Source organism: Bacillus sp. N447-1 (assembly GCF_022701035.1).
Taxonomy (GTDB): domain Bacteria; phylum Bacillota; class Bacilli; order Bacillales; family Bacillaceae_G; genus Bacillus_A; species Bacillus_A cereus.
The window spans coordinates 536,187-558,247 of the sequence record NZ_CP065509.1; the positions used below are offsets into that span (position 1 = coordinate 536,187).

Sequence of the window (22,061 nt, forward strand, 5' to 3'; positions counted from 1 at the left end):
CCGATGTGCTGCTCAGAGGCTTGGTTCAATAAAGAATTTTTACTCCTTTTCAGCTACATGGAGCTCTCTGTGAAAAATTCATTTTATTTACTCTTCTCTTCACTGCATTTATTTTTTCCATATTATCACATATGTATTTAACTGTAAATAAAAAATAATCAGATATTTAACAACTTATCATTTATTATTTTTTCTAAAAATTACGGTGCGTGAAATTACTCGCAACTCTAAAGAAAGAGCTATTTGCATATAGCTCCTTCCAAATGCCCGAATTAATTCGTATTTGCCTCAGCTAACGGTTGTAACGGCGGTTCTAATTCTAGTTCTAGTGTATCTCCTTCTCGTAAATCTTGTCCTTTTTCAATACTTTGGCTCGTTACATAACCCGTACCCGAAGTTTTCAAATCTAATTTCAAAAGCTTGGAGAAATACATAATATCACGCATGGACCAACCTTTTACATTTGGCATTTGTGCGTTATTCCCTAATAAAAATATACGATCACCTTCACTCATTACCTCGCCAGACTGTGGATATTGTTTTATTATTTTTCCTTCTCCTAAAATTACTGGCTGTAGCTTCTCTTTTTCTACACTTTTCTCTACTGTACCCATCGATTGATTTACATAATTTTGTACTTTTAATTGAGATTGTTTCGTTGCATCAGCTATTTGTTTTTCTGTATACGGTTTCACCTTTAAATATTCAAGGCTGTTTTTTATAACAGGTTTAAATATTTCAGCAAGAGGCTGAGCTCCATACTCATCTCCTTTTAACTTTGGCTGCTTAATAGCTAAGTATACGATTAACTCCGGATCATCAATTGGAGCCATTCCTAAAAAGGAGAAAATGTAATTCTCTTTCCCTTCCATATATCGGCCGTTTTCAGGATTCGGTATTTGTGCTGTTCCTGTCTTACCTCCAATTGGATAACCATCCACTTTATACATTGTACCAGTTCCTTTTGAAGATGTTATAACACGCTCCATTAAGCTTCTAACTTTGTCCGCTGTTTCTTTTTTTATCGGATTCCCAATTTCTTTCGGTTGATTTTCCATAATAACTTCCTTGTTTGTTGGATTTACAACTTTATCAACGATATATGGTTGCATCATTTTCCCGTCATTTGCTATAGCAGTAGCCGCTTGGATTAATTGAATTGGAGTTACTGTAGAACCTTGACCAAAAGAAGTTGTAACCTGTTGAATTTGCGTATTTAATAATAAAGTATTTTTACTTTCTCCAGGTAAATCTATTCCTGTTTTTTGATTGAATCCAAATTTATTCATATATTGCTTAAATTTATTTGGTTTCAGTAACTGATCTTCTAAAATAGAAAAAGCTACGTTTGATGACCTTTCAAAACCTTCATCAAATGTAATTGATCCCCATCCAAATCCACCATTATGATCTTTTATATCAGATGAACCAACGGAATATTTTCCAGATTGAAAATATTCTTTGCCGTTATATACACCTTCATTAATGGCAGCTGCTAACGTAAAAACTTTCATTGTTGAACCTGGTTCATATGCATTTGCAATCGGATCATTTAAAAAATATTCGATATCACCTACATTAGGATTGTAACTAGGTTTACTAGACATCGCTAAAACCTTTCCTGTTTTTGGATCAGCAATAATTCCAATTAACATAGACGGATCATAATGCTCTTGCGCTTTGTTCATCGCTTCTTCTAAAAAACTATTAATTTGTTTATCAAGCGTTAAATATACGTTATTTCCATTTTTAGCAGGTTCTACTTTACCTATATCATTTGTAAGCGGAATCCCTCTTCGTGTACCCACATATTCTATATTCCCGTTTGTAGAGCGCAAATATTTATCCAAACTTTTTTCAAGCCCAAACTTTCCTTCCGTATTCCCTTTATCATCTGGTCTAGCAAAACCAAGTATATAGGATGCAAAGTCTTCATTCGGATACACTCTTGCTTTTTCCGACATAAAAGATACACCTGGTATTTTTAAATCATTAATTTTTTCCTTCTTTTCCCTAGATAAGTTCCGACCAATTTTCCCAATTTCAACTTGCGTACGCCCTTCATGAAAGTTTTTTAATACTTCTTCTTTATCAATTTCAAGCGCATCGGCTAATTGTTGTGCGGTTTCATCTTTATTTTTCACTTTATCTTTTCCTTTTAAATTCACAACAACTCGATACGTTGTAGAATCTTGTACTAACACCTTTCCGGTTTGATCATAGATAGTGCCACGATTCGCTTCTAAAACACCTTTTTTATTATGTTGTTCATTCGCGAGATCCTTTACATTCACATTATGCACGACTCCTACTGCCTGAATATAGAATATACGCAAAATCATAATAAGAAACAAAACAATAAAAGCAATCATCATATATCGAGCGCCTTTATTCGTTTGGAGTTTTTGCATACTTATCTCCTCTCTTTTGGAATGGATTCGTACGAAGATCCGTTTTAAAATTTGTAGTTTTTGTTTACGATACTATATGTTTCGAAGTTTTCTTTTTAATTCCTTTAAAACAATGCAAAACTAACTGTTGTTATTTTGTGTCATTATTTTATATATTTTAAATACGGTGCGTGAAATTTCAGAATATTAATTAGTACAACTTGATTACAGAGCACTCTAAACTCTTTTCGTATTTCCTATAAAAAAATTCCCCTCTGGATGTCCAAAGGGGAACTTTTTATAGGAAAATTATGCGATATGGTTATATTTCGCTAAGAAAGGAATTCGTCTCGCTACTAATGCATACATTTTGAATACAAGTTTCGCTATTGGTTCAAACATACGTGTACTTTGCATTACTAAAGCACTCGTAATAAGTGTTAAGAATGCTGCACCAAGTATATCTAAAGGATAATGAACACCTACGTACATACGTGATATACCGACTAGTACTGCCCATAATAGCGCGATATATTTCAGTTTTTCTCCCCTAAGAATAAATACGAAGGCGATTGAAAATACAAGTACAGAATGATCACTAACGAATGATGAATCTGCTGCATGTGGTACTAATTGATGTACATCATGTGATACGAACGGACGCGGATGGTAATATACCGCGTGTATAAGAACATTTACTAATAATGCAATAATAACCGAAAGCGTCGTATATAAAACTGTATATTGTTTTCTAATTGCCTTTTCTTTCTTTCCATTATTAAACCATAAGATAAACATAAATAGAACGGCTACGTATGCAGCGCTATTTGTAATAGCAATCATTAACGTATCTAATAGTTTGGATGAATCAGCAAAATTATTAAACCACTGAAATACTGTGTAATTCATTAAACTCTCTCCTTACATACAAGTGTTCTTGATTTACACAGTATACAATACCATTATGAAAATAGGCTTAAACTTTTTCATCTAATTCTCATTTTACTATTACTCATGTGACAATTATAAAACAAATTTTATACGCTATTTATGTATAAAGCCGGTAAGCCTTTATAATAAGGCGGTTCGTATTTTTCATATTTGAAATACATAACATGTTCATTTAAATATACTAATTGCAAAATCATATTTTTTAATTCATTTGAAGTACAATATTTCCGAATTGTTCCCCATGTTCCATACGGCTTAGTGCTCGAATTGCTTCTTCTAACGAGTAAACCTTATCAATAATTGGTTTAATTTGATATTTTTCAATAAACTTTATCATCTCATTAAATTCCTCACGGCTACCCATGGATGTTCCCATAATATCAATTTGATTATAAAATAATGCGCGTAATGGTAATTCAATTTTATCTCCTGAGCTTGCACCAAAATTCACGATTCTTCCATTTGGTTTTAATACATCAAAATATTTCAAGAAAGTTGCCGGGCCTATACTATCTATTATTAAATCTACTTTTTCACCTTGTAAGCTCTCTTCCCAATTTCCGGTACTATTAAAAGAAATATCTGCACCATATTTTTCAGCAAGTTCCCTTTTATTCTCTACCCTTGAAGTAACACTCACTTTTGCGCCGATTGCTTTCGCGAATAACATGGCAAATGTAGCTACACCACCTCCTATTCCCGGAATTAAAACGTGTTCACCGCACTTCAATCTACCCTTTGTAAAAAGTGCTCTATATGCAGTTAATGCAGATAAAGATAAAACACCTGATTCTTCCCAAGTAAGATATGACGGCTTTTCTACTACATTTTCAGCTGGTACAATTACATATTCAGCAAACGTTCCATCTTTCGGCCCACCTAGTACTTCCGGTAACTCCGGTACTTCAGTAGCATGTTCCCATCCAATACTAGGATTAATAATAACTTCTGTATGTAGTGTAATATTTGAAACTCCTTCTCCTATTTCTGTAACAATTCCTGAGCCATCTGAACCTATTACTAATGGTAGATCCATTTCTTTTCTATTGTTTATAATAAATAAATCCCTATGATTTAACCCTGCAGCTTTTAACTTTATTTTTACTTCACCTGCATTAGGACTTATCTCAGGTGAAAATTTATATTCTAACCCCTCTAATCCTTTTTCATATTGATGTACAATAGCTTTCATTGCTTAATTCCCCTTAATATTTCCAATGTACTAGAAATATCAAAATAAATAAAATAGTTTGCCTCCAATAATTAGAAATTATATATTTTGTTATGAAAAATCCTCTCCTATAAAAAGTATAGGAAGAGGTTTCAAAACTAGTTAGATAAGAATCTATAAATTTATTGAATTCTAGCCAATTCTAATATTTTTCGAATAAACGGCGCTTTTGCCTTTGTATATGAAACACGATCAAAAGCATATGTAATAGCAAGCATCTCTTTTAATTCTCTATATTCTTTACGTGCCCATTCATTGCTTATTAGAAAGTCACGAAATAAAATATTGTTTCTCCACTCGTCACTATTATAAATATAAACATGCAAATGATGAGTACCTGCTCTCCACTTTCCTTTTCTAAAAAAACGCCAATTCGTTGCATCTTTTGGAACATACTCATATTCAATTTCCGATAGAACTTCAATCCACTTTTCAGTTATTTGCAATTCTGTTACGCCAATCATCATATCAATAAGAGGTTTAGCTCCTAATCCTTCTACTGCTGTGCTTCCTATATGTTCAACAGCAATTATTTCTTGTCCTAACAAGGAACAAAATTTCTCTTTTTCTTTTATATACTCTTCACCCCAGTCTTTTTGATATGCTTTAATAACGATTTGTTGATCCATTGTATTCACCTCTTTATAAGTATTTATCATTATATTTATAAAATTTTATATTATTAGCATAGGATTTCCATAAAATATGTCGAATAGTGGAATGTACAACTTAATTATATTAAATGTGAGGTAATCTATGAAAGATAATTCAGTCGAAATTCAGTTAAATAACGTAACATTCCAATTAAAAGAATATCATAATTTTGATTGGCTTATTAAATTAGGGACCGTATTTGCAGTTTTTGACCAGCAAGATTCAGGGAATATAAGTTTTGGTGTAGAAAAAGATGGGCATAAGAAATTTATCAAATACGCAGGAGCACAAACAATTACATATGAAGGAACAACGGGTGATGCTATTAAAAGGCTAAAAAATTCAGTTACTATCTATGAAGATTTAAAGCATAAATCGCTCATAAGACTAATTAATCATTTTCCAGTCCAATCTGGATATGTATTAATTTTCGATTGGTTTGATGGTGAATGTCTTCATTCGCATTGGAGTTTCCCACCTCCTGAAAAATATAAAAATCCAAACTCACCATTTTATAAATTTAGGCATTTATCTGCTATAGAACGAATTCATTCCTTACATTCCATTTTTTCTTTCCATAGTTATGTAGAAAAGAAAAACTATGTAGCAATAGATTTTTATGACGGTAGTATTTTATATAATTTTAATACAAACGAGACAAAAATTTGTGATATAGATTTATACAGTAAGAAACCTTACATAAATAGAATGGGCCGGCTATGGGGTTCCTCCCGTTTTATGTCACCAGAGGAATTTGAACTAAACGCAACAATTGATGAAAGAACAAATGTATTTAATATGGGAGCAATGGCTTTCTCACTTTTAGGCGGTGAAAAAGATCGTTCTTTTATAAAATGGGAAGCAAGTAAGGAATTATATGAGGTAGCGTATCGTGCTGTAAATGCCAATCGAGCAGAACGGTATGCATCAGTTATAGAATTCTATGAAGCGTGGTTAAAAGCGGCTAATGCGGAAAGGATATAACCCTAAATTATTAAAAGAAATATAGAGTTTATACTATTATCATGTATAATACATATGAAAAGGAAATTCAGAATAACGAGGCAAATATTATGGACTTTGTTTATATTAATCAAAACGTGTTAAATAATCTTCTATACATTTTATGTAGTATATTTGTTTTTTATTTCATATATGATAGCCGGCACTATTTAAAGAAATATAAAATACTACTGATTACCCTTTGTTCTAGTATTCCGCTTATTTTATGTATGCGATACCCTATCTATATGGATGAAAGTTGTATTCATGATTTAAGACAAATTCCGGTCATAATAGCTACGCTTTATGGTGGATTCCCTGTCGGTATCATATTGTTTACAATTTTATTAATTACAAGATTTATATTTTATGGATTTAATATGCTAACAGTCGTTGTTTACGGAATAATGTTCATCGTTACAGCACTCGCATCTTCAAAATTTAATACATATAATAGAAAACTTAAAGTAGCTTTTCCATGTTTTTAACCTTTTCCTAGCAATATTTACAACTTTAATTGTATTAACTTTATCAGATTTTGAAGTGAATAATTTGTATATTATTTATTTCATGGTATTACCGACTACTTTAATGTTATTTATTGTTTATATAAATGAAGTTATAAAGGATGCTGTATTAATGCGCTCTAAATTAATTAAAATGGAAAAAATGGAGATTGTTAGCCAACTCGCTGCAAGTATATCGCACGAAGTAAGGAATCCCTTAACGGTTGTAAAAGGATTTACACAGCTTTTAAAAACACAAAATTTAACTCCTGAATCAAGAGACGAATATATTAAACATATACTTGAAGAGTTAAATCGTGCCCAAGAAATTATCGATGATTACTTAACGTTTGCCAAACCTGCTCCAGAAAAATTAGATCAAATTTCAGTAAAACAAGAGTTAAATCGAGTTATTAATATGATATTGCCATTGTGTAATATGAATACGATACATATTACACAGGATTTTTCTGAGGCAACCATTGTTGGTAATAAACAGCACTTTCAACAATGTTTTTTAAACTTAATAAAAAACAGTATTGAAGCAATGCCTAATGGTGGTACCTTAAATATTTCCTCATCTATCAATAATAGTAAAGTTGAAATACGAATTGAAGATAGCGGAGTTGGAATGTCACAGGAGCAAATACATCGATTCGGTGAACCGTATTTTAGTACAAAAACAAAAGGAACTGGTTTAGGTACAATGGTTGCTGTTAAGATTATTGAGACGATGCATGGAAGTTTAAAAATCCGAAGTATCGTTAGTAAAGGAACGACTTTAACGATTACGTTCCCGAAATATAGTGAGAATACGCATTTAAACAAATAAAAAAGGAGCATAGTTGCTCCTTTTTTATTTGTTTCGATACATAAGTATCTTCAATGTTTTTTTAGTTTACATTTGTGAAGACTAATTAAAAATTAGTATCCTCCGCCCCAGCAGCTGCATCCTACAATTATTAATAGAATGAATAACACAACTAGCAAAGCGAAACCTCCACCAAAACCACAAGAACCACCGTAACTCATATTTTCTCCTCCTTTTGGTTTGAAAACTAATAGGTAGTTGATCATTTTAACTGGTTCGTATTATACATTATGTATATATCCCTTTTTTGAGCATGTCTACATAAAAATAAGTAAAAGCACTCGTTTAAAGAGTGCTTTAAAATGGATACCAAAAGTTTTGAAATACGTTTAATTTTAAATATACCGCAACAATAAATATGAAAATACCGGCAAATAAAGCGATGAAATCTTCACGTTTCGCCTTACTTGTATAAAACCATGTACGTTTATCCTTCTTTCCAAATCCTCTTAAATCCATTGCATTTGAAACCGTATCTATTCTTTCTAGAGAATGAATGATTAGTGGCCAGAAAATTAAAACACGGTTCTTCATACGAACCCATAAACTTGCTTCTCCTTTTTCAAAAGCCACTCCTCTCGCTTCTTGCGCGTGTTTAATAATTTTATACTCAGACTGGATGTCAGGAATATAACGTAGTGCAATATTTATTGCATATGTAATCTTATAATGAATACCAAGTTTACTTAAGCTACTTACAAATTCGCTTGGATCTGTCGTGTAAATAAAAAGAAGTGTAAATGGTAATAACGTAAAATACTTTAATGAAAGTGTAGCTGCATAAAATAATGTTTCATATGTAATCGTTGCATATCCAACATGTAAAAACGCGGTATATGATTCAGTTAATTCAGATCCATGAGTTGGTGTAATAAATAAAATCATGACAGAGTTTAATAAACTAAATGTAAATATGACACTAAAAACAATTAAAATTTTACGAAATGGAATTTTAGCAATGCTGAGTCCGATACACCCAATAATAAATAATATTAGCAACACCCGAAAATCAAAAAACAAAAAAGTAAGCGTCATACAAAAAATAAATAAAAACAATTTCACTACCCCATCCATACGATGAAAATATGTACTATGCACCTTCCTCCCTCCTAGTACTGTCTAAATAAAGCTCCATAAATTTTTCTGGACATGCAATCCCACTAAATTTAATAAGCTTGGTTAAAGAACTCTCTCTTAAGTTGGCTCTTTGTAACGTTTCTTGATTGCCTAATATATCAAACACTGTGTTATCCGCAATAATTTTCCCTTCATGTAGAACTACTGCACGGTCTGTATATTCTAGCGCGAGATTCATATCGTGAGTGATAACAACAAATGAAATTCCCTTTTTAGCTAGGTTTTTAATAAACGACATAAATTGTTTATAATGATAATAATCTTGTCCCGCTGTCGGTTCATCTAATATGATAAGCTTAGGATTTGTTGTTAATACAGATGCGATTGTTAGTCTCTTTTTTTGCCCATAGCTTAGTGCTTGAATTGGCCAATTACGAAATGGATATAAGCCACAAATTTTTAAAATCCCTTCTACTTTATTCTTAATTTCTTCCTTAGAAAAATTATGTAATGTTAATGTAAATGAAACTTCTTCAAAAACAGTAGGCTGTGTAATCATATGATTTGGATTTTGCATCACGTAAGATATGATTTCCCCACGTTTACGAATAGACCAAGAACTAATATCTTCACCTTTTAACGCAATTTTCCCATTTTTCATTTTATTTATACCTATAAGACTATGAGCTAATGTTGATTTCCCTGCTCCATTATGTCCTAACAGTGCCACAATTTCTCCTTCATATATTAAAAGGTTTACATTTTCTAATACTTTTTGTTTATTAGGGTATGAAAATGATAAATTCTCCACTTTAAGTAATTCCTTGTTTTTAGCATTCCTTTCTAATATGACTTGTTTCTCCATCCACTCTTTTATAACGTTGCTTACCTTTTCTTTTTGAAGGTTTTCCATTGGATATATTACGTCATTATTACAATCAAAATGTAATCTCTTTAATGCTTCGATGTAAATAGGCTCTCTTAAGCCAATACGTGGTAATATATTTGACGCTAAGATTTCTTTTGGTGTTCCCATCGCAATGACTTTACCTTCATCAATTAATATAACTTTGTCTAAATCCAGTTTTAAAATTTCTTCTATCCTATGTTCGATAATAACAATCGTTTTATTATACTGCTCATGTATATCTTTCATAAGTTCTATCGTATGTATGGCGCTTAGTGGATCTAAGTTCGCTAATGGTTCATCGAACAATAATATATCCGCATTTGTTGTTAATAAACCAGCAAGAGAAACTGTTTGCTTTTGACCTCCTGATAATTCATGTGGACTTTGTTTATGAAACGTATGCATCTTCACCTTTCTTAATGAGTCCGAAACAATCTTTTTCATGTTATCTTGCTTTACACATTCATTTTCTAAATAAAAAGCTACATCTTCTTCTACTGTCAGACCAATAAATTGAGCATCTTGATCTTGTAAAATTGTTCCTACCTGTTTACTTTGTTCAAAAATACTTCCTTCCTTTGGGTCTTTACCGGCAATTAAAACGTTACCTGTGCTATTCCCTTCGTAAGAAAATGGGATTAGCCCATTTATACAATGAGCTAATGTCGACTTTCCTGAACCACTTCGTCCAGCAATTAGCACTTTTTCCCCAGGGTATATATGAAAGGTAATATCACTTAAAGTAGGCTGCGCAGCATGCCCATATTGAAAGGTGAATTGTTCAAACGAAATAATTGGTTGCATGTTAACATCCCTACTTTTCAATTTTTAAATGTGTATGTTTCTTATTGGATTTCGCCAAACCAATTGTAAGTGGCAATCCAAGTACTAAGAAAACGATGACATCGGAAATTGTTGCTCCTAATACTTGTATAACAATTTTGTCAAATGGTTCTCCCATCACAATAATATCGAATGCCCCAGCAAATATAATAGCAATGACAATACCAACTAGCCCAGTAATTGCTAAATAAGAAATATCCCCCTTGTTAAACGACCCGTTTTTCACACTAAAACCAACTCTTTTTTGAATAAGCCCCATTGAAAAACCAATAATTCCTGAACTAATAACCCATCCCCACCAAATACCCCATCCAGCAATCGTATCTGTTACGGTATGACCGATAAGTCCGATTAACAGTCCTGCCACTGGACCAAATAATGCTCCAAAAACAGTTAATATAGCTAATGCTGGTTTAATAAATGTATTCGGTGCAATAGAAAATCCCCAAAGTCCTAATATCCCGTATAATGCTGCTCCAATACCGATTGCTACTACTAACTTTGTTGATAATTTATTCATGACAATTCCCCTCTCATATTAGTCAACTTTTATTACTCTATATTTAATTTAAAAATGAATTATGCATCGACACTCCCTTTCTATACAACAAAAAAATGACCTCTTACATAAGAGGTCACTTTCTTTCACTTTCAAGAATCCTCTTATCTTTCAAAAAACACATCGTGTCCTCTGCGGAATTAGCACCTTCCTATAAAATTGCATAGGGGTTGCTGAGGTTTCTTAGGGCCGTTCCCTCCACCTCTCTGGATAAGTATTAATTTGTAATTCGTATTATGGCACTAAAGAATGTAAATTTCAACACTTTTCTTACTATTTTTATTTTTTATTAAATAGCGCATTTAAATCATTGTATTCTTATCGGAATTATGAAATAATGAATTCAAAATCGTTTCGGGGAGGAATGCATTATGAAAGTTATTGGTTTGATTGGAGGATTAAGTTGGGAATCTACATCATTATACTATAAACATATTAATACACTTACACTCTCTCAATACGATCAAAATGCGAAGCTAATTTTATATAGTATGGACTTTGGTGAAGTAACTACTTTATTACAAAACCATCAATATGAAGAAGTGAAAAATGAACTAGTTACAGTTGCAAAGAAAGTTGAAAAATCTGGGGCTGAATGTTTATTAATGTGTTCAAATACTGTACATCTATTTGCCGAGGAGGTAGAACAAGCAATATCTATCCCGCTTCTTCACATTGGTGATGTAAGTGCTAAAGAAATGGTAGAACAGAATATAAAACGTATCGGACTATTAGGAACAAAACAAACGATGGAGCAAGATTTCTATAAATCACGATTAGCGAAATATAACATTGAGACAATTATCCCAAATGACGAGGAAAGAACTTTTATCCACCATGTCATATTAGATGAATTAAGTAGAGGGATCATTTCAGAAACATCTAAAGAAAGGTTATTACAAATTACAAAATCATTAATTCAAAACGGCGCTGAAGGTATATTATTAGGCTGCACTGAAATACCTTTACTCATCTCCCAAAATGATCTTACTGTTCCCGTTTTTGATACTGCTTTTTTACATGCAAATACTGCTGTACAATTTGCTGGATAAGAATACACAAGCATAAAGGTGAGAACCTCTATGCTTGTATACAGTTACGACTATTTATCCCGCTATTTGCAGGCAGTAAAGCCCCACCAATTAAAGTTTTACTTTATTTAAAAGAGATTCAATAACTGCAATGGCTTCTTTTGAACCACCACATTCTAAAAAGCTATCATTAAGTTTTCTTATACCATATTTATACTTTTCATTTGAAAGTACATCTGTTACGGCCTCTTTTAAAGTGTGTACATTAACATGTTCTTTCAATAATCTATGTGCCGCTTCAAGCTCAGTTAATCTTTGCGCTATCATTGGCTGATCTTTATCATGCGGTATTATTACAAATGGGACATTATAATGAATGGCATCGTGTACACTATTCATACCGCCATGTGTAATAAAAACATCTGCTTCATTTAATACTTCTGATTGAGGTACGTATGGAGCAATTATAAAATTATCTGGTGCTTCCTTAATTTTAGAAATATCATTTCTATCACCAATTGCCATTACAACTATCCCATCAAAATCTGAAAAAGTATCAATACAAGTATTAAAGAATGGTTCGAGTCCTTCAAGCAGTGTTCCCATTGAAATATAAATAACTTTCTTTTCTTTAAGTGATTCCAGTGGAAACTTTATATTTGTTTTACGCTTTGAAATACTCGGTCCAATAAAAATGTTATTTTCCCCGAACGATTCGCTATTAGGTTGGAAATAACGACTTGTGTATACGAGACAAACATCACCCTTATTATTCATAAATTGAAGATTATTCTTTGGTTTTACTCCAAATTTATGTTCCATCTGATTTAGTAATTTTTCAGAGATTTCCTCTGGTTGAAATGGCATATCTGCATTTGGATGAAAAGGTAATGTCTTCAAAAATTCTGGCGGAATTAAAAATATAGGTGAGGACACTACACCTGGAACTTGTAAATATTCCTTTACTAACTCTCCTGCGCCAAATATATCATAAATTACGAAATCAAAATTTATACTTTCATATAATTGTTTCGTAATTTCTAATATATATAAAGAAGTTTGAACATGCACATGAAAGAAAGCATTTAACCCAGATGAGGTTTCAGCATCAATAGAAATCTCTTTTAATAGATCCGGATGAGTATGTACAGTAGCTCCTAAATCTTCAATTCTATCCTTAAAGTTTGCCGTTGTAATATAATGTACATTATCCCCTCGTTCAGTAAAGGCTTTTACTAAATTTAATGTAGGGTTTACATGCCCCTCTGCTGGAAAATTAACTACTAAAATATTTAGCACTTATTCCTCACTCCTTACATTTCACTGTTTTAATTAAGCATACTGTTATTTGTACAAGTAATCTCCCCCTAATAGTCCTAATATGCTTGCTACATTATATTGATAAATAATTTTCAGTCATCAACATAAAAAAAGCATCTACCTATGTAGATGCCTAACCGTGATAAGGAGTGTTCTGTGAGGTTAGAACAAGCTTTTCTGCTTGTCCTATGCTATCAATATATGATTGATTTTATAAAACGTGAATCGTTAATAGAATTATTTTATCCATTTTATATGATCAAATGGATAAAATACCATTTCTTTACCTATTATATTTGACTCATCAATAAGTCCAAGTGTATTCCTACTATCTTTACTATGATTACGATTATCACCTAACACAAATAATTTATGCGTAGGAACTTTTATTTCTCTAAAATTTGAAAAACGATTGGATACTTGTGACATATCTAAATGTATATACGACTCATCACGCTTTTTACCGTTAATAAATACCTCATCCTCTTTTAGTTGTATGTTATCCCCCGATAATCCAATAATTCGTTTCACATAGTAAGTAGGCGCGTCTTCTTTTTTTATAATGACAACATCTCCATGATGAAAAGACGATAAACAGACGTTTACCTTATTAACAAGTATATAATCTTTTTCATTCAAAGTAGGTTGCATCGAAATTCCTTCTACCATACAAAATAAAAAGGACTTATTAATAAAAATAACCCCTATTATAATGAATATGTAGCCACATATGTTCCTCCAATATTTTAGAATAAACAGCTTCATATATACCTCATTTCTAATCTATTCCCAGATAAAAACGCCTCTAGTTTACAGGAATGCTAGAGACGTTTCGTACATTTTAATTCTCTTTAGAGGCATCTGTTTTTGGCGCTTCACCAGTTAATCTCTTATTTTTTAAATCAAAATAAGCATCTAAAACTTCTTTTCCAATATCGGAGTTAATGCCCGATTTATCATTTTCAACCCATGGTACTACAACAGAAAATGCTACTTCTGGATCATCATATGGCGCATATCCAGCCAATGTTAAGTTATAACATTCTCTACGATCACCTTTCGCATTTCGCCCAATTTCATTTTCTCCACCATATACAGTTTGTGCGGTCCCTGTTTTACCAGCTGGTTTATATGGTGCTTTTTGGAATGCTCTTACTCCCGTTCCATCTCCCTCTTGAAATACTTTTCTAAATCCTTCTTTTACTTGATTAATATATTCTTGTTTCATATCGATTCTATTTAAAACAACGGGTTCTATTGATTGTACTACTTTACCAACCTCATCTTTTTGAACGGTTTGTTCTCTAATCTCTTGAACAATTTGTGGTTTCATTCGATACCCTCCATTTGCGATAGTCGAAATATATTGTGCAAGCTGAAGTGGTGTATACGTATCATATTGTCCAATAGAATAATCTAATAAGAAACCAGGCTGATTATCTTTTCTTCCAATTTGTCCTGCGGTTTCATTTGGTAAATCAATACCAGTTTGTACGCCTAGTCCAAATTGCCTGAAATAATACCTCATTTTATCAAAATATTCTTGTTTAATATCTAGTGAACTATTTTTCACATAACCCACGCCAGCAATTTTTAATGCTATATTAAACATATAAACGTTTGAAGAAACTTGTAACGCTCTTAGATCGTCTATATCACCAAAATTTTTCCAAGACTTCTTTTCCTTAGTTCCTTTAAATTTCATAGGTGCATCATAAAAATGTGTTCCAGGAGTTATTGCATTTGTTTCAAACCCTGTTAATACTGTCGCACCTTTAACCGTTGATCCAAGCTCATAAGAACTAGTCAGCGTGCCTAAAGCGTAATCTTCTACTTCCATTTTCCCGTCTTTTTCTACAAGCTTTTTCCCAGCCATTGATAATACTTGACCATTTTTTGGATTCATCATCACTACGAAAGCACGGTCTAACATTGATTCTGATCCTTTATATTGTTTTAATATTTTTTCTATGCTCTCCTCTACTTTTTTTTGCAATTCCATATCTATTGTTAAAGTTAAATTTTTACCGCTTTTCCCTTCCGAAACCGTTTCCGTTCTAATAGTATTTCCTTGTTTATCAGCAATGCTTCTTACTTCTTTTTTTGTACCATGAAGTACATCTTCGTATTGCTGTTCGATATAACTTTTGCCGACCCTATCATTTCGGCTATAATCACGCACTAAATAATAATCTAATCGTTCACGTGGCAATCCTTCATCAGCATTTGAAACGTTACCAAGGACAGAACGGAATAATCCATCATTTACATAGATTCTCTCCCAATCAACTGATGCGTCTACTCCTGGAAGGTTCGCTAAATTTTCACTAATCACCGCATATTCCTGTTCACTAACGTCCTTTTTAATAATTTGAGGTGCCATTTGAAAACCTGAGGTCATTTTACTTTTAATAGCTAACACTTCTATATCTTTAGCCGTTAGTTCTTGAAGATTTTTATCTGTAACGCGTTTCCTTTTTAAATCTTCTATTTTTTTGTCTAGCTCTTTTCCGGTAATATCCTTATCTCGGAACTTATCTATTTCTGTTTTTGATACTAAGTCTTGAGCAAGTTCTGGATTTAATTGCATCCAAAAGTCTTTCTTATCAGTCTCAGTTAACTTATCTATATCTTCTTGTGGCATTTCAATAATATCTGCAAGTTGTCTTGCTGATTTTAATATTTCTTCTTGTTTTACACCTTTCACCTTTGTATATGTAATCGTACGTAAAGACTTATTATCAACTACTGGATTTCCTTCACGATCAAATATTTTCCCACGTGGTACAGAAAGGCCCACGGTTGCATTTTCTCTCTTTTCTACTTCATTTTTATATGTTTCTCCATCAAAAATTTGCACTTTCCCTAACTGAATAATAATGCCAGAAAATAATAAAAATACACAAAGGAATAAAATATTTAACCGGAGAGGTACTACTCTACCACTTTTCTTCTCTTGCTTTTTCACCTTGTCATAATCTCCTCCTTACAATATTTCAAATAATAATCACATTTCTATATTAAAAGTAATGTACAATTTCTATACATTGCTTTGTACAAATATTAATATAATGTTTAAAACTTAATAGAAATTAAAACAAAGGTAAAGAAAAGGTAAAGTTTACTAAATTAAATATAAAAAATACCCAATAACAAAAAGCTTAGTTTTCACTAATCGCTTTGTTATTGGGTATTAATTGATTTAAGAATTACTACTAGTGCGTATTGCTATACATTTGTCGTCACAATTAGAAAGAGATTGTTTACTTAGTACTTTCGGTAAGTAAATAGTTACCGTTGTCCCGACACCAACCTCGCTCATGATACTAATTGTCCCTTGATGACTTTCAATAATTTTATAACTTAACATTAATCCAATACCAGTCCCTTTTTCTTTCGTACTATAAAAAGGTTCACCTAATCTCTTAATTCTTTCTTCAGGTATTCCTATTCCTTCATCTATTACATGAATGATGACACCATTATCATTTATTTCTTTTATGTGAATTGAAATTTCCCCACCATTTGGCATAGCTTCGATTGAATTTTGCAAAATATTAATAAATACTTGTTTCAATTGATTTTCTGAGCATTCAATAATTATATCTTTGTCATCCGTAAATAGTTCAACTTGAATATTTTTCATAATTGCTTTTGTATTCATTAACGATACGACATTTTTAAAAATTCGATAAATATTTTTCTTTTCTGTATTTATCTCATCTGTTTTAGCGATTGATAGAAATTCTTGCAGGATTGCTTCTATCCTTTCAATTTCAGAAAGCATAAGATCAAAATATCTTTCTTGATCTTCTTTATTAATTTGAAATAACTGTATAAAACCTTTAATTACAGTTAAAGGATTTCTTACTTCATGAGCCACGCCAGCTGCTAATTGACCAATTGCTGCAAGCGTATCTGATTTATTTAGCAATTCTTCTGTCTTTTTTCGCTCTGTAATGTCGCGTACAATAATCATAATTTTATCATGTAATAATGGTAAGCACCTAGCCTCAAAGAAATCAATACTTCCATTAAGTGTGAGTGGATATTCTACAATTACATTCGTTCCTTTTTCCTTCACTTGATTAATGGCTTCCTGAAACTGCTGTGCTACTGACGTTGGTAATACTTCATAAAACTTTTTTCCCATAAAAGTTTCTGCGGGTACGTAAAACTTTGTAGGAGATCCTGCCTTGTAATCTATAATTGTGCCATCATCTTCTGTTAAGAAACATAAATCTGGTAAAGCTTTAAAAATTAATTCCAGTTCAGATGTTTGTTGTTTTAACTGCTCTTCTATCGCTTTTAAATGTGTAATATCTACACCAACAGCCCAATAACTATATCCTGTTACAGGAAACTGTTCTGATATATTCGACCACATTATTGTTTTGATTTCACCATTTTTACATGTTAAGTGCATTTCCCAATCTCTGAAATTTTTTCCACAAGTTAAAAATTTCTTTTGTATTTGATGGCGATAATTATGATCAGGATACAATAATTGCAGTGCATTGGGATTTCCAATTATTTCTTCAGCGGTATAACCTGTTACAATTTCGCATTCTCGATTCCACAAAACAAAATCTCCATTATAATCAAGCGCATCGACCATAACAGGCATGTTTTGTAAAATCGTATGTAGTTCCTCTTCTTTCCGAGAAAGCAACGTTGTATTTTTACTTTGAAATACTTTTATTGCACCATCTAAAATTAAACTTGAGAGCATTTCAAAGTATTTTTGACAACTGAAAATTTCACTTTTTTTGGACCATACAACAAAAGATCCTAAATGTTGATTGTATAAGAAAATGGGGATTTCAATCTTTGGAAGTTTACTCTTTTTTATCTCATTCATTCCGAATGAAAAAACACACTCTTTTTCAGCATCAAGAAGTTGATGTGATATGTTAGTTAATTTATAAAATTGTTCTGCCATGGTTTCTATTGTACTCACATCAATAAGTTCCATTAGCCGCGAATTCATTCCTTTTTCACCTCAATATGTAAAATTAATACAAATCTAAAATTCATACTTCTCCATTATACGAAGAAAGCTAGTGTAGGTATATAGCTGTAGAATAATTATTCGAACAAATTTTATTTTCAATTAAAACAAGAAAAGAATATATATACTGAATATACCTTTAATTAGTATATATTTCGTTGATTCCTCACTTATTATCTAGATAACTTGAATTCCTTCTTACATTCACTGAATTTTTACTCGAGAGTCATACACGTTACTAATAGCGATATAAACATGCAATAAGTATAAAGTTCATAAAATATTCACAATTTTTATGAAAAATATAAACATTTATTCCAATATATTCTATATAATAAAATGTAATAAGGCTTCTATGAATCTCATAGAATACCTTACCCTAATAAAAGAAAAAGAATCCAAATGGATTCTTTTTCTTTTATTTACATTACATATTTATATAAAGCATGTGCCACACCATGTTCTTCATTTGATAACGTTTCGTATTTACACATTGCTTTTATTTCTTCTACTGCATTCCCCATTGCAATTGATATGTTCGCTTTTTCCATCATAGAAACATCGTTTAGGCCATCACCTATCGCTACAGTATTTTCAACCGGAATATTAAGATGTTCTGCTAAAGTATATAATCCATTCCCTTTTTGAGCATCTCGATGATTAATCTCTAAATTGTGCCAATATGAAGATGTAATTGCTAAATCTGTATTATGAAGAAATGTTTCTTTTAGTTTTTTTAATTTCTCAATATCATAAGAAAATGGTAATAGTTTATGCACATGTATATCTGTTTCTACAATTGGTTTACAACTTTCCGCACTATGAAACGCTGTATGCTCAAGATATAATGCTGCGATTGTTTCTAACTCTTTCAAGTCGAAATTTTCTTTTGAATTCTTCACATACTCAATTTCATTACGTACACTCTCTACTCCATAATCCGGTACATACACACCTTTATCAGTATAAAGCTGATAATATAAACCATTCTCTTCAAGATATTCTACAATTTCAAGTGCCTGCATATTTTGAATTGGATATCTCTTCATCATTTTTTTATCTTTATATATAAGAGCCCCATTTTCCGCAATGATTGGACACTCTAAATTAACTTCTAACAATAATCGCTCAATGTCAACAATAGAACGTCCTGTACAAATTGCTACAACATGGCCAGCTTCTTGACATGTTCGAATTGCTTCTGCATTTTCTTTACTTATCATTTTATTCCCCGAAAGAAGAGTTCCATCTAAATCAATTGCGATTAATTTCATTATTTCTTCACCACTTTCTATAAATACACGAGTTCTAATTAATTATTAGGTATCGTTTTCATACAATCCTCGTGAGGTACTTCTTATTTATAATTTATGAAAAGCGTTTCAGGTCAAGAAATAATTAAAAATAAAATCCAAAGCTTTTCTTTTTAAAAAAGCTTTGGATTTTAAACTATGAATTATAACTAATGTATTTTGTCTCACACATGTACACATTTTTTTCTTCAGTTGGGATATATACTTTAAACTTTTCTAGCCGTTTTCCATAGACATGAATCGTAATAACGCTTTCATTTTTGCTAATTTCAAGAATATGACAATCCGCTGGTGGAATTACTTTATCTGTTTCTCCTTCTCCCAAATAAAGATTTCCTGTATGTGTTAAATAAACAAGTGAATTTCCAAGTTGTTTCGTTTGTATAAAGTTCTTCACCATAATCCTTCCTGAAAAAACGCCTTCTACTCCCCATGTGCCGTCATGGTCATGTAAAGGTGTAGATTGTCCATCTTTCCATACGAGAGCTAGTACTTCAAAACGTTTGAGCGGATCTTCATACAATAAATGTCGTGCATATTGAGTCAAATTGGCCTTCTGTTTATCTAACGGAAGCCATGTTTTCTTTTCTAAAAGTTCTTCTAGTAACTTTTCAATGCCACACACTATTTCTTCTTCAAATAAACCGTTTTCCATAAGATTTGTAACACCTTTAATAAACTTTTGAAATGATTTACTTCCATTACAAGTCAACATAAGAATCCTCCTCTACGTTTTATACAATTCCATATTAAGGTAATTATCGAAAACTCACAATTGAGAAACAAAAAAACAAGATGCAAATGTATGCACCTTGTTAAGATTTTTATTTGGCTTTCAATCGAATAGGTAAGTATTTTAATGTTTGTTCATTTTCCAATATACATTTTTCTAAACAGAAAGATGGAGATAGCTCTATTTTTTCAAAAGCATTTATAAAGGTAGTTAATGCAATCTCAGCTTCTAAACGTGCAAGTGGTGCTCCTAAGCAAAAGTGAGGACCTTTCCCAAAGGTTAAATGCTTTTCATTTCCTGTTCGATGTACATTAAATTGAGAGGCTTGTGAAAATTTTTTCTCATCTAAATTCGCTGCACTAACCCACGCAACAATCATCTGATTCTTTTTCATGAAAGGACCAAATATATTTGTATCCTCTTTGAGACTCCCACGACTAAAGTCGCAAGCCCTAATCCTTACGGATTGACGGGTGGGATTCTTGAATGACTAAACGTTCGCAGTCCATTTCTGTTTTGAACAGACTTCAAGATGAGGGCATCTCATTGCCCCCTCCTAAGACAGTGCGTATAGCATCTTAGGCTGATTGACTGTTACCATCAATCACAGTTGCGTAGCGAATATTCATCGCCCCAACAATATCACGATGTTTCTCAAATCCACATCGGCACTTGTATTTTCTGTCTGGTGCTTTGTTCTTTTCAGAACATTTCGGACATGTTTGACTTGTATAAGCAGGGTTCACATATTCTACCTTAATACCAACTAAATTCGCTTTGTATTCAATGAATTGTGCTAAACGATAGAATGACCAAGTGTGTAGATTTTTCTCGTTTTTACGGCTTGTTCTTGCCGTCTGTCTAATATTCGTTAGTTGTTCTAAACGAATAACAGAAATGTTATTATCAGTTGCAAAGTCAATGATTTCACGACTTACTTTGTGGTCTTGGTCTTGCATCCATCTTTGTTCTTTATCATCAAGTTGTCGAATGGCATTTAATTTCTTATTTTCACCTAACTTCTTACGAACACTACGAAACTTACGTTTCATATATTTGTTTTGTCTACCATTGCCGAAGAAACGAACTTTCTCATCGTCTGTGATGGCTACCGCAGGGACTTTAAGACCTAAATCTACCCCTAAAATCTTCGTTCCTGTTTTTTCATTTGTAGGAATTGTGACAGATATTTGAGCAATCCACTTATTAGATTTCTTCGTGATACGAAGTGTACCTAACTTGTGTGTTAACAAATTAAAATTGCGATTATATTTATCAGTTAATAAAGCACGAACCTTTAAGCGAGTTGATTTTCCATTTACCATGAGTGGAACTGAAATGTGCGTGAAGTCAAACGAATAGTTTTGATTGTTCCATACACAAACAGGTCTCTTTAGAATCGGAATAACTTTGTATTTACTTTTTTTCACCTTTGTAGAAAACACACTTTTAGCGTCTTTAATTGCTTGGTTCTTCACTGCGCTTGGAAGATTCGCTTCAACATCTTTTGTACTTTTCTTAGTGCTCTTCTTCGCTTCAGCCATTTCAGATACAAGTGTATTAATGACTTTGATATACTCATAGCTACTTTGTTCCAATAACTGAATTTGTTCTTTTGTTGGAAGCAATTTAACTTTGACTGTGATTGTTTGTGACACA

General features: G+C 32.1%; 17 protein-coding genes, 2 pseudogenes, 1 riboswitch and 1 other annotated feature (1 of these 21 only partly in view). Of the genes and pseudogenes, 3 read left to right on the forward strand and 16 right to left on the reverse strand.

The window, feature by feature from the left end:
- Positions 1 to 112 (reverse strand) — a binding site (T-box leader); it reaches 147 nt to the left of the window's first position.
- 160 nt (positions 113 to 272) lie between these two features.
- The 4 genes from IQ781_RS02740 to IQ781_RS02755 all read right to left on the reverse strand — a co-directional run bounded on the left by IQ781_RS02740 (position 273) and on the right by IQ781_RS02755 (position 5,201).
- Positions 273 to 2,411 (reverse strand): penicillin-binding protein, encoded by a 2,139-nt coding sequence (locus IQ781_RS02740; RefSeq protein WP_001170948.1) that lies wholly within the window; start codon positions 2,409 to 2,411, stop codon positions 273 to 275.
- A 288-nt stretch (positions 2,412 to 2,699) separates the two neighbouring features.
- A complete protein-coding gene (locus tag IQ781_RS02745) occupies positions 2,700 to 3,299 on the reverse strand; it encodes an undecaprenyl-diphosphatase (RefSeq protein ID WP_001110124.1) in 600 nt (199 codons plus the stop codon).
- A 244-nt stretch (positions 3,300 to 3,543) separates the two neighbouring features.
- Positions 3,544 to 4,533: a zinc-binding dehydrogenase gene (locus IQ781_RS02750; protein WP_000644512.1), complete on the reverse strand. Its 990-nt coding sequence runs from the start codon at positions 4,531 to 4,533 to the stop codon at positions 3,544 to 3,546.
- A gap of 161 nt (positions 4,534 to 4,694) precedes the next feature.
- Positions 4,695 to 5,201 carry a GrpB family protein gene (locus IQ781_RS02755; RefSeq protein ID WP_139846777.1) on the reverse strand — a complete coding sequence of 169 codons (507 nt, stop codon included), beginning with the start codon at positions 5,199 to 5,201 and terminating at the stop codon, positions 4,695 to 4,697.
- A 127-nt stretch (positions 5,202 to 5,328) separates the two neighbouring features.
- On the opposite strand from IQ781_RS02755, the gene IQ781_RS02760 reads away from it, so the two are divergent.
- Together IQ781_RS02760 and IQ781_RS02765 are read left to right on the forward strand one after the other, a co-directional pair.
- On the forward strand, positions 5,329 to 6,210 hold the full coding sequence (locus tag IQ781_RS02760) for a protein kinase domain-containing protein (RefSeq protein WP_000654544.1): 882 nt from the start codon (positions 5,329 to 5,331) through the stop codon (positions 6,208 to 6,210).
- 89 nt (positions 6,211 to 6,299) lie between these two features.
- Positions 6,300 to 7,566: pseudogene (locus IQ781_RS02765) on the forward strand (LytS/YhcK type 5TM receptor domain-containing protein).
- Positions 7,567 to 7,658: 92 nt separating this feature from the next.
- Here the strand turns inward: IQ781_RS02765 and IQ781_RS02770 are convergent.
- From IQ781_RS02770 to IQ781_RS02785, 4 genes are all read right to left on the reverse strand, one after another.
- Positions 7,659 to 7,766 carry a YjcZ family sporulation protein gene (locus IQ781_RS02770; RefSeq protein ID WP_000120182.1) on the reverse strand — a complete coding sequence of 36 codons (108 nt, stop codon included), beginning with the start codon at positions 7,764 to 7,766 and terminating at the stop codon, positions 7,659 to 7,661.
- A gap of 136 nt (positions 7,767 to 7,902) precedes the next feature.
- Positions 7,903 to 8,703, reverse strand: coding sequence for an energy-coupling factor transporter transmembrane component T family protein (locus IQ781_RS02775; protein WP_000556372.1), 801 nt, complete (start codon positions 8,701 to 8,703; stop codon positions 7,903 to 7,905).
- Entirely contained in the window at positions 8,696 to 10,396 is a 1,701-nt protein-coding gene (locus tag IQ781_RS02780) for an ABC transporter ATP-binding protein (protein WP_139846778.1), read from the reverse strand. The genes IQ781_RS02775 and IQ781_RS02780 overlap by 8 nt, the downstream gene beginning before the upstream one ends.
- A 10-nt stretch (positions 10,397 to 10,406) precedes the next feature.
- Complete coding sequence (locus IQ781_RS02785) at positions 10,407 to 10,955, reverse strand: ECF-type riboflavin transporter substrate-binding protein (RefSeq protein WP_001038210.1); 549 nt, start codon at positions 10,953 to 10,955, stop codon at positions 10,407 to 10,409.
- Positions 10,956 to 11,095: 140 nt separating this feature from the next.
- Positions 11,096 to 11,211, reverse strand: a riboswitch (SAM riboswitch).
- A gap of 154 nt (positions 11,212 to 11,365) precedes the next feature.
- On the opposite strand from IQ781_RS02785, the gene IQ781_RS02790 reads away from it, so the two are divergent.
- On the forward strand, positions 11,366 to 12,046 hold the full coding sequence (locus IQ781_RS02790) for an aspartate/glutamate racemase family protein (protein ID WP_139846779.1): 681 nt from the start codon (positions 11,366 to 11,368) through the stop codon (positions 12,044 to 12,046).
- 90 nt (positions 12,047 to 12,136) lie between these two features.
- Here the strand turns inward: IQ781_RS02790 and IQ781_RS02795 are convergent, their stop codons facing one another.
- The 8 genes and pseudogenes from IQ781_RS02795 to IQ781_RS02830 form a co-directional block, all read right to left on the reverse strand.
- Complete coding sequence (locus IQ781_RS02795) at positions 12,137 to 13,324, reverse strand: macrolide family glycosyltransferase (protein WP_000932158.1); 1,188 nt, start codon at positions 13,322 to 13,324, stop codon at positions 12,137 to 12,139.
- A 258-nt stretch (positions 13,325 to 13,582) separates the two neighbouring features.
- Positions 13,583 to 14,110 carry a signal peptidase I gene (lepB, locus tag IQ781_RS02800; protein ID WP_242808218.1) on the reverse strand — a complete coding sequence of 176 codons (528 nt, stop codon included), beginning with the start codon at positions 14,108 to 14,110 and terminating at the stop codon, positions 13,583 to 13,585.
- Between the two features lie 76 nt (positions 14,111 to 14,186).
- The gene (locus IQ781_RS02805; RefSeq protein WP_139846780.1) at positions 14,187 to 16,313 is read right to left on the reverse strand and encodes a peptidoglycan D,D-transpeptidase FtsI family protein; all 2,127 of its coding nucleotides are present in this window, start codon (positions 16,311 to 16,313) and stop codon (positions 14,187 to 14,189) included.
- 234 nt (positions 16,314 to 16,547) lie between these two features.
- On the reverse strand, positions 16,548 to 18,335 hold the full coding sequence (locus IQ781_RS02810; protein ID WP_139846781.1) for a PAS domain-containing sensor histidine kinase: 1,788 nt from the start codon (positions 18,333 to 18,335) through the stop codon (positions 16,548 to 16,550).
- 443 nt (positions 18,336 to 18,778) lie between these two features.
- Positions 18,779 to 19,630: a Cof-type HAD-IIB family hydrolase gene (locus IQ781_RS02815; protein WP_000766393.1), complete on the reverse strand. Its 852-nt coding sequence runs from the start codon at positions 19,628 to 19,630 to the stop codon at positions 18,779 to 18,781.
- Between the two features lie 175 nt (positions 19,631 to 19,805).
- Positions 19,806 to 20,384, reverse strand: a complete 579-nt coding sequence (locus tag IQ781_RS02820; RefSeq protein ID WP_000954442.1) for a cysteine dioxygenase family protein — start codon at positions 20,382 to 20,384, stop codon at positions 19,806 to 19,808.
- A gap of 109 nt (positions 20,385 to 20,493) precedes the next feature.
- Positions 20,494 to 20,829: pseudogene (locus IQ781_RS02825) on the reverse strand (cytochrome P450); the annotation flags it as partial.
- A 151-nt stretch (positions 20,830 to 20,980) separates the two neighbouring features.
- Entirely contained in the window at positions 20,981 to 22,060 is a 1,080-nt protein-coding gene (locus IQ781_RS02830) for an RNA-guided endonuclease TnpB family protein (RefSeq protein WP_000084148.1), read from the reverse strand.
- Between the last annotated feature and the right edge of the window lies 1 nt (position 22,061).

What these genes read in the sequence shown, in the direction of transcription:
- IQ781_RS02740 (WP_001170948.1), bottom strand. Translation starts at nt 2,411, where the DNA reads ATGCAAAAACTCCAAACGAATAAAGGCGCTCGATATATGATGATTGCT.
- IQ781_RS02745 (WP_001110124.1), bottom strand. Translation starts at nt 3,299, where the DNA reads ATGAATTACACAGTATTTCAGTGGTTTAATAATTTTGCTGATTCATCC.
- IQ781_RS02750 (WP_000644512.1), bottom strand. Translation starts at nt 4,533, where the DNA reads ATGAAAGCTATTGTACATCAATATGAAAAAGGATTAGAGGGGTTAGAA.
- IQ781_RS02755 (WP_139846777.1), bottom strand. Translation starts at nt 5,201, where the DNA reads ATGGATCAACAAATCGTTATTAAAGCATATCAAAAAGACTGGGGTGAA.
- IQ781_RS02760 (WP_000654544.1), top strand. Translation starts at nt 5,329, where the DNA reads ATGAAAGATAATTCAGTCGAAATTCAGTTAAATAACGTAACATTCCAA.
- IQ781_RS02770 (WP_000120182.1), bottom strand. Translation starts at nt 7,766, where the DNA reads ATGAGTTACGGTGGTTCTTGTGGTTTTGGTGGAGGTTTCGCTTTGCTA.
- IQ781_RS02780 (WP_139846778.1), bottom strand. Translation starts at nt 10,396, where the DNA reads ATGCAACCAATTATTTCGTTTGAACAATTCACCTTTCAATATGGGCAT.
- IQ781_RS02785 (WP_001038210.1), bottom strand. Translation starts at nt 10,955, where the DNA reads ATGAATAAATTATCAACAAAGTTAGTAGTAGCAATCGGTATTGGAGCA.
- IQ781_RS02790 (WP_139846779.1), top strand. Translation starts at nt 11,366, where the DNA reads ATGAAAGTTATTGGTTTGATTGGAGGATTAAGTTGGGAATCTACATCA.
- lepB (WP_242808218.1), bottom strand. Translation starts at nt 14,110, where the DNA reads ATGAAGCTGTTTATTCTAAAATATTGGAGGAACATATGTGGCTACATA.
- IQ781_RS02810 (WP_139846781.1), bottom strand. Translation starts at nt 18,335, where the DNA reads ATGAATTCGCGGCTAATGGAACTTATTGATGTGAGTACAATAGAAACC.
- IQ781_RS02815 (WP_000766393.1), bottom strand. Translation starts at nt 19,630, where the DNA reads ATGAAATTAATCGCAATTGATTTAGATGGAACTCTTCTTTCGGGGAAT.
- IQ781_RS02820 (WP_000954442.1), bottom strand. Translation starts at nt 20,384, where the DNA reads ATGTTGACTTGTAATGGAAGTAAATCATTTCAAAAGTTTATTAAAGGT.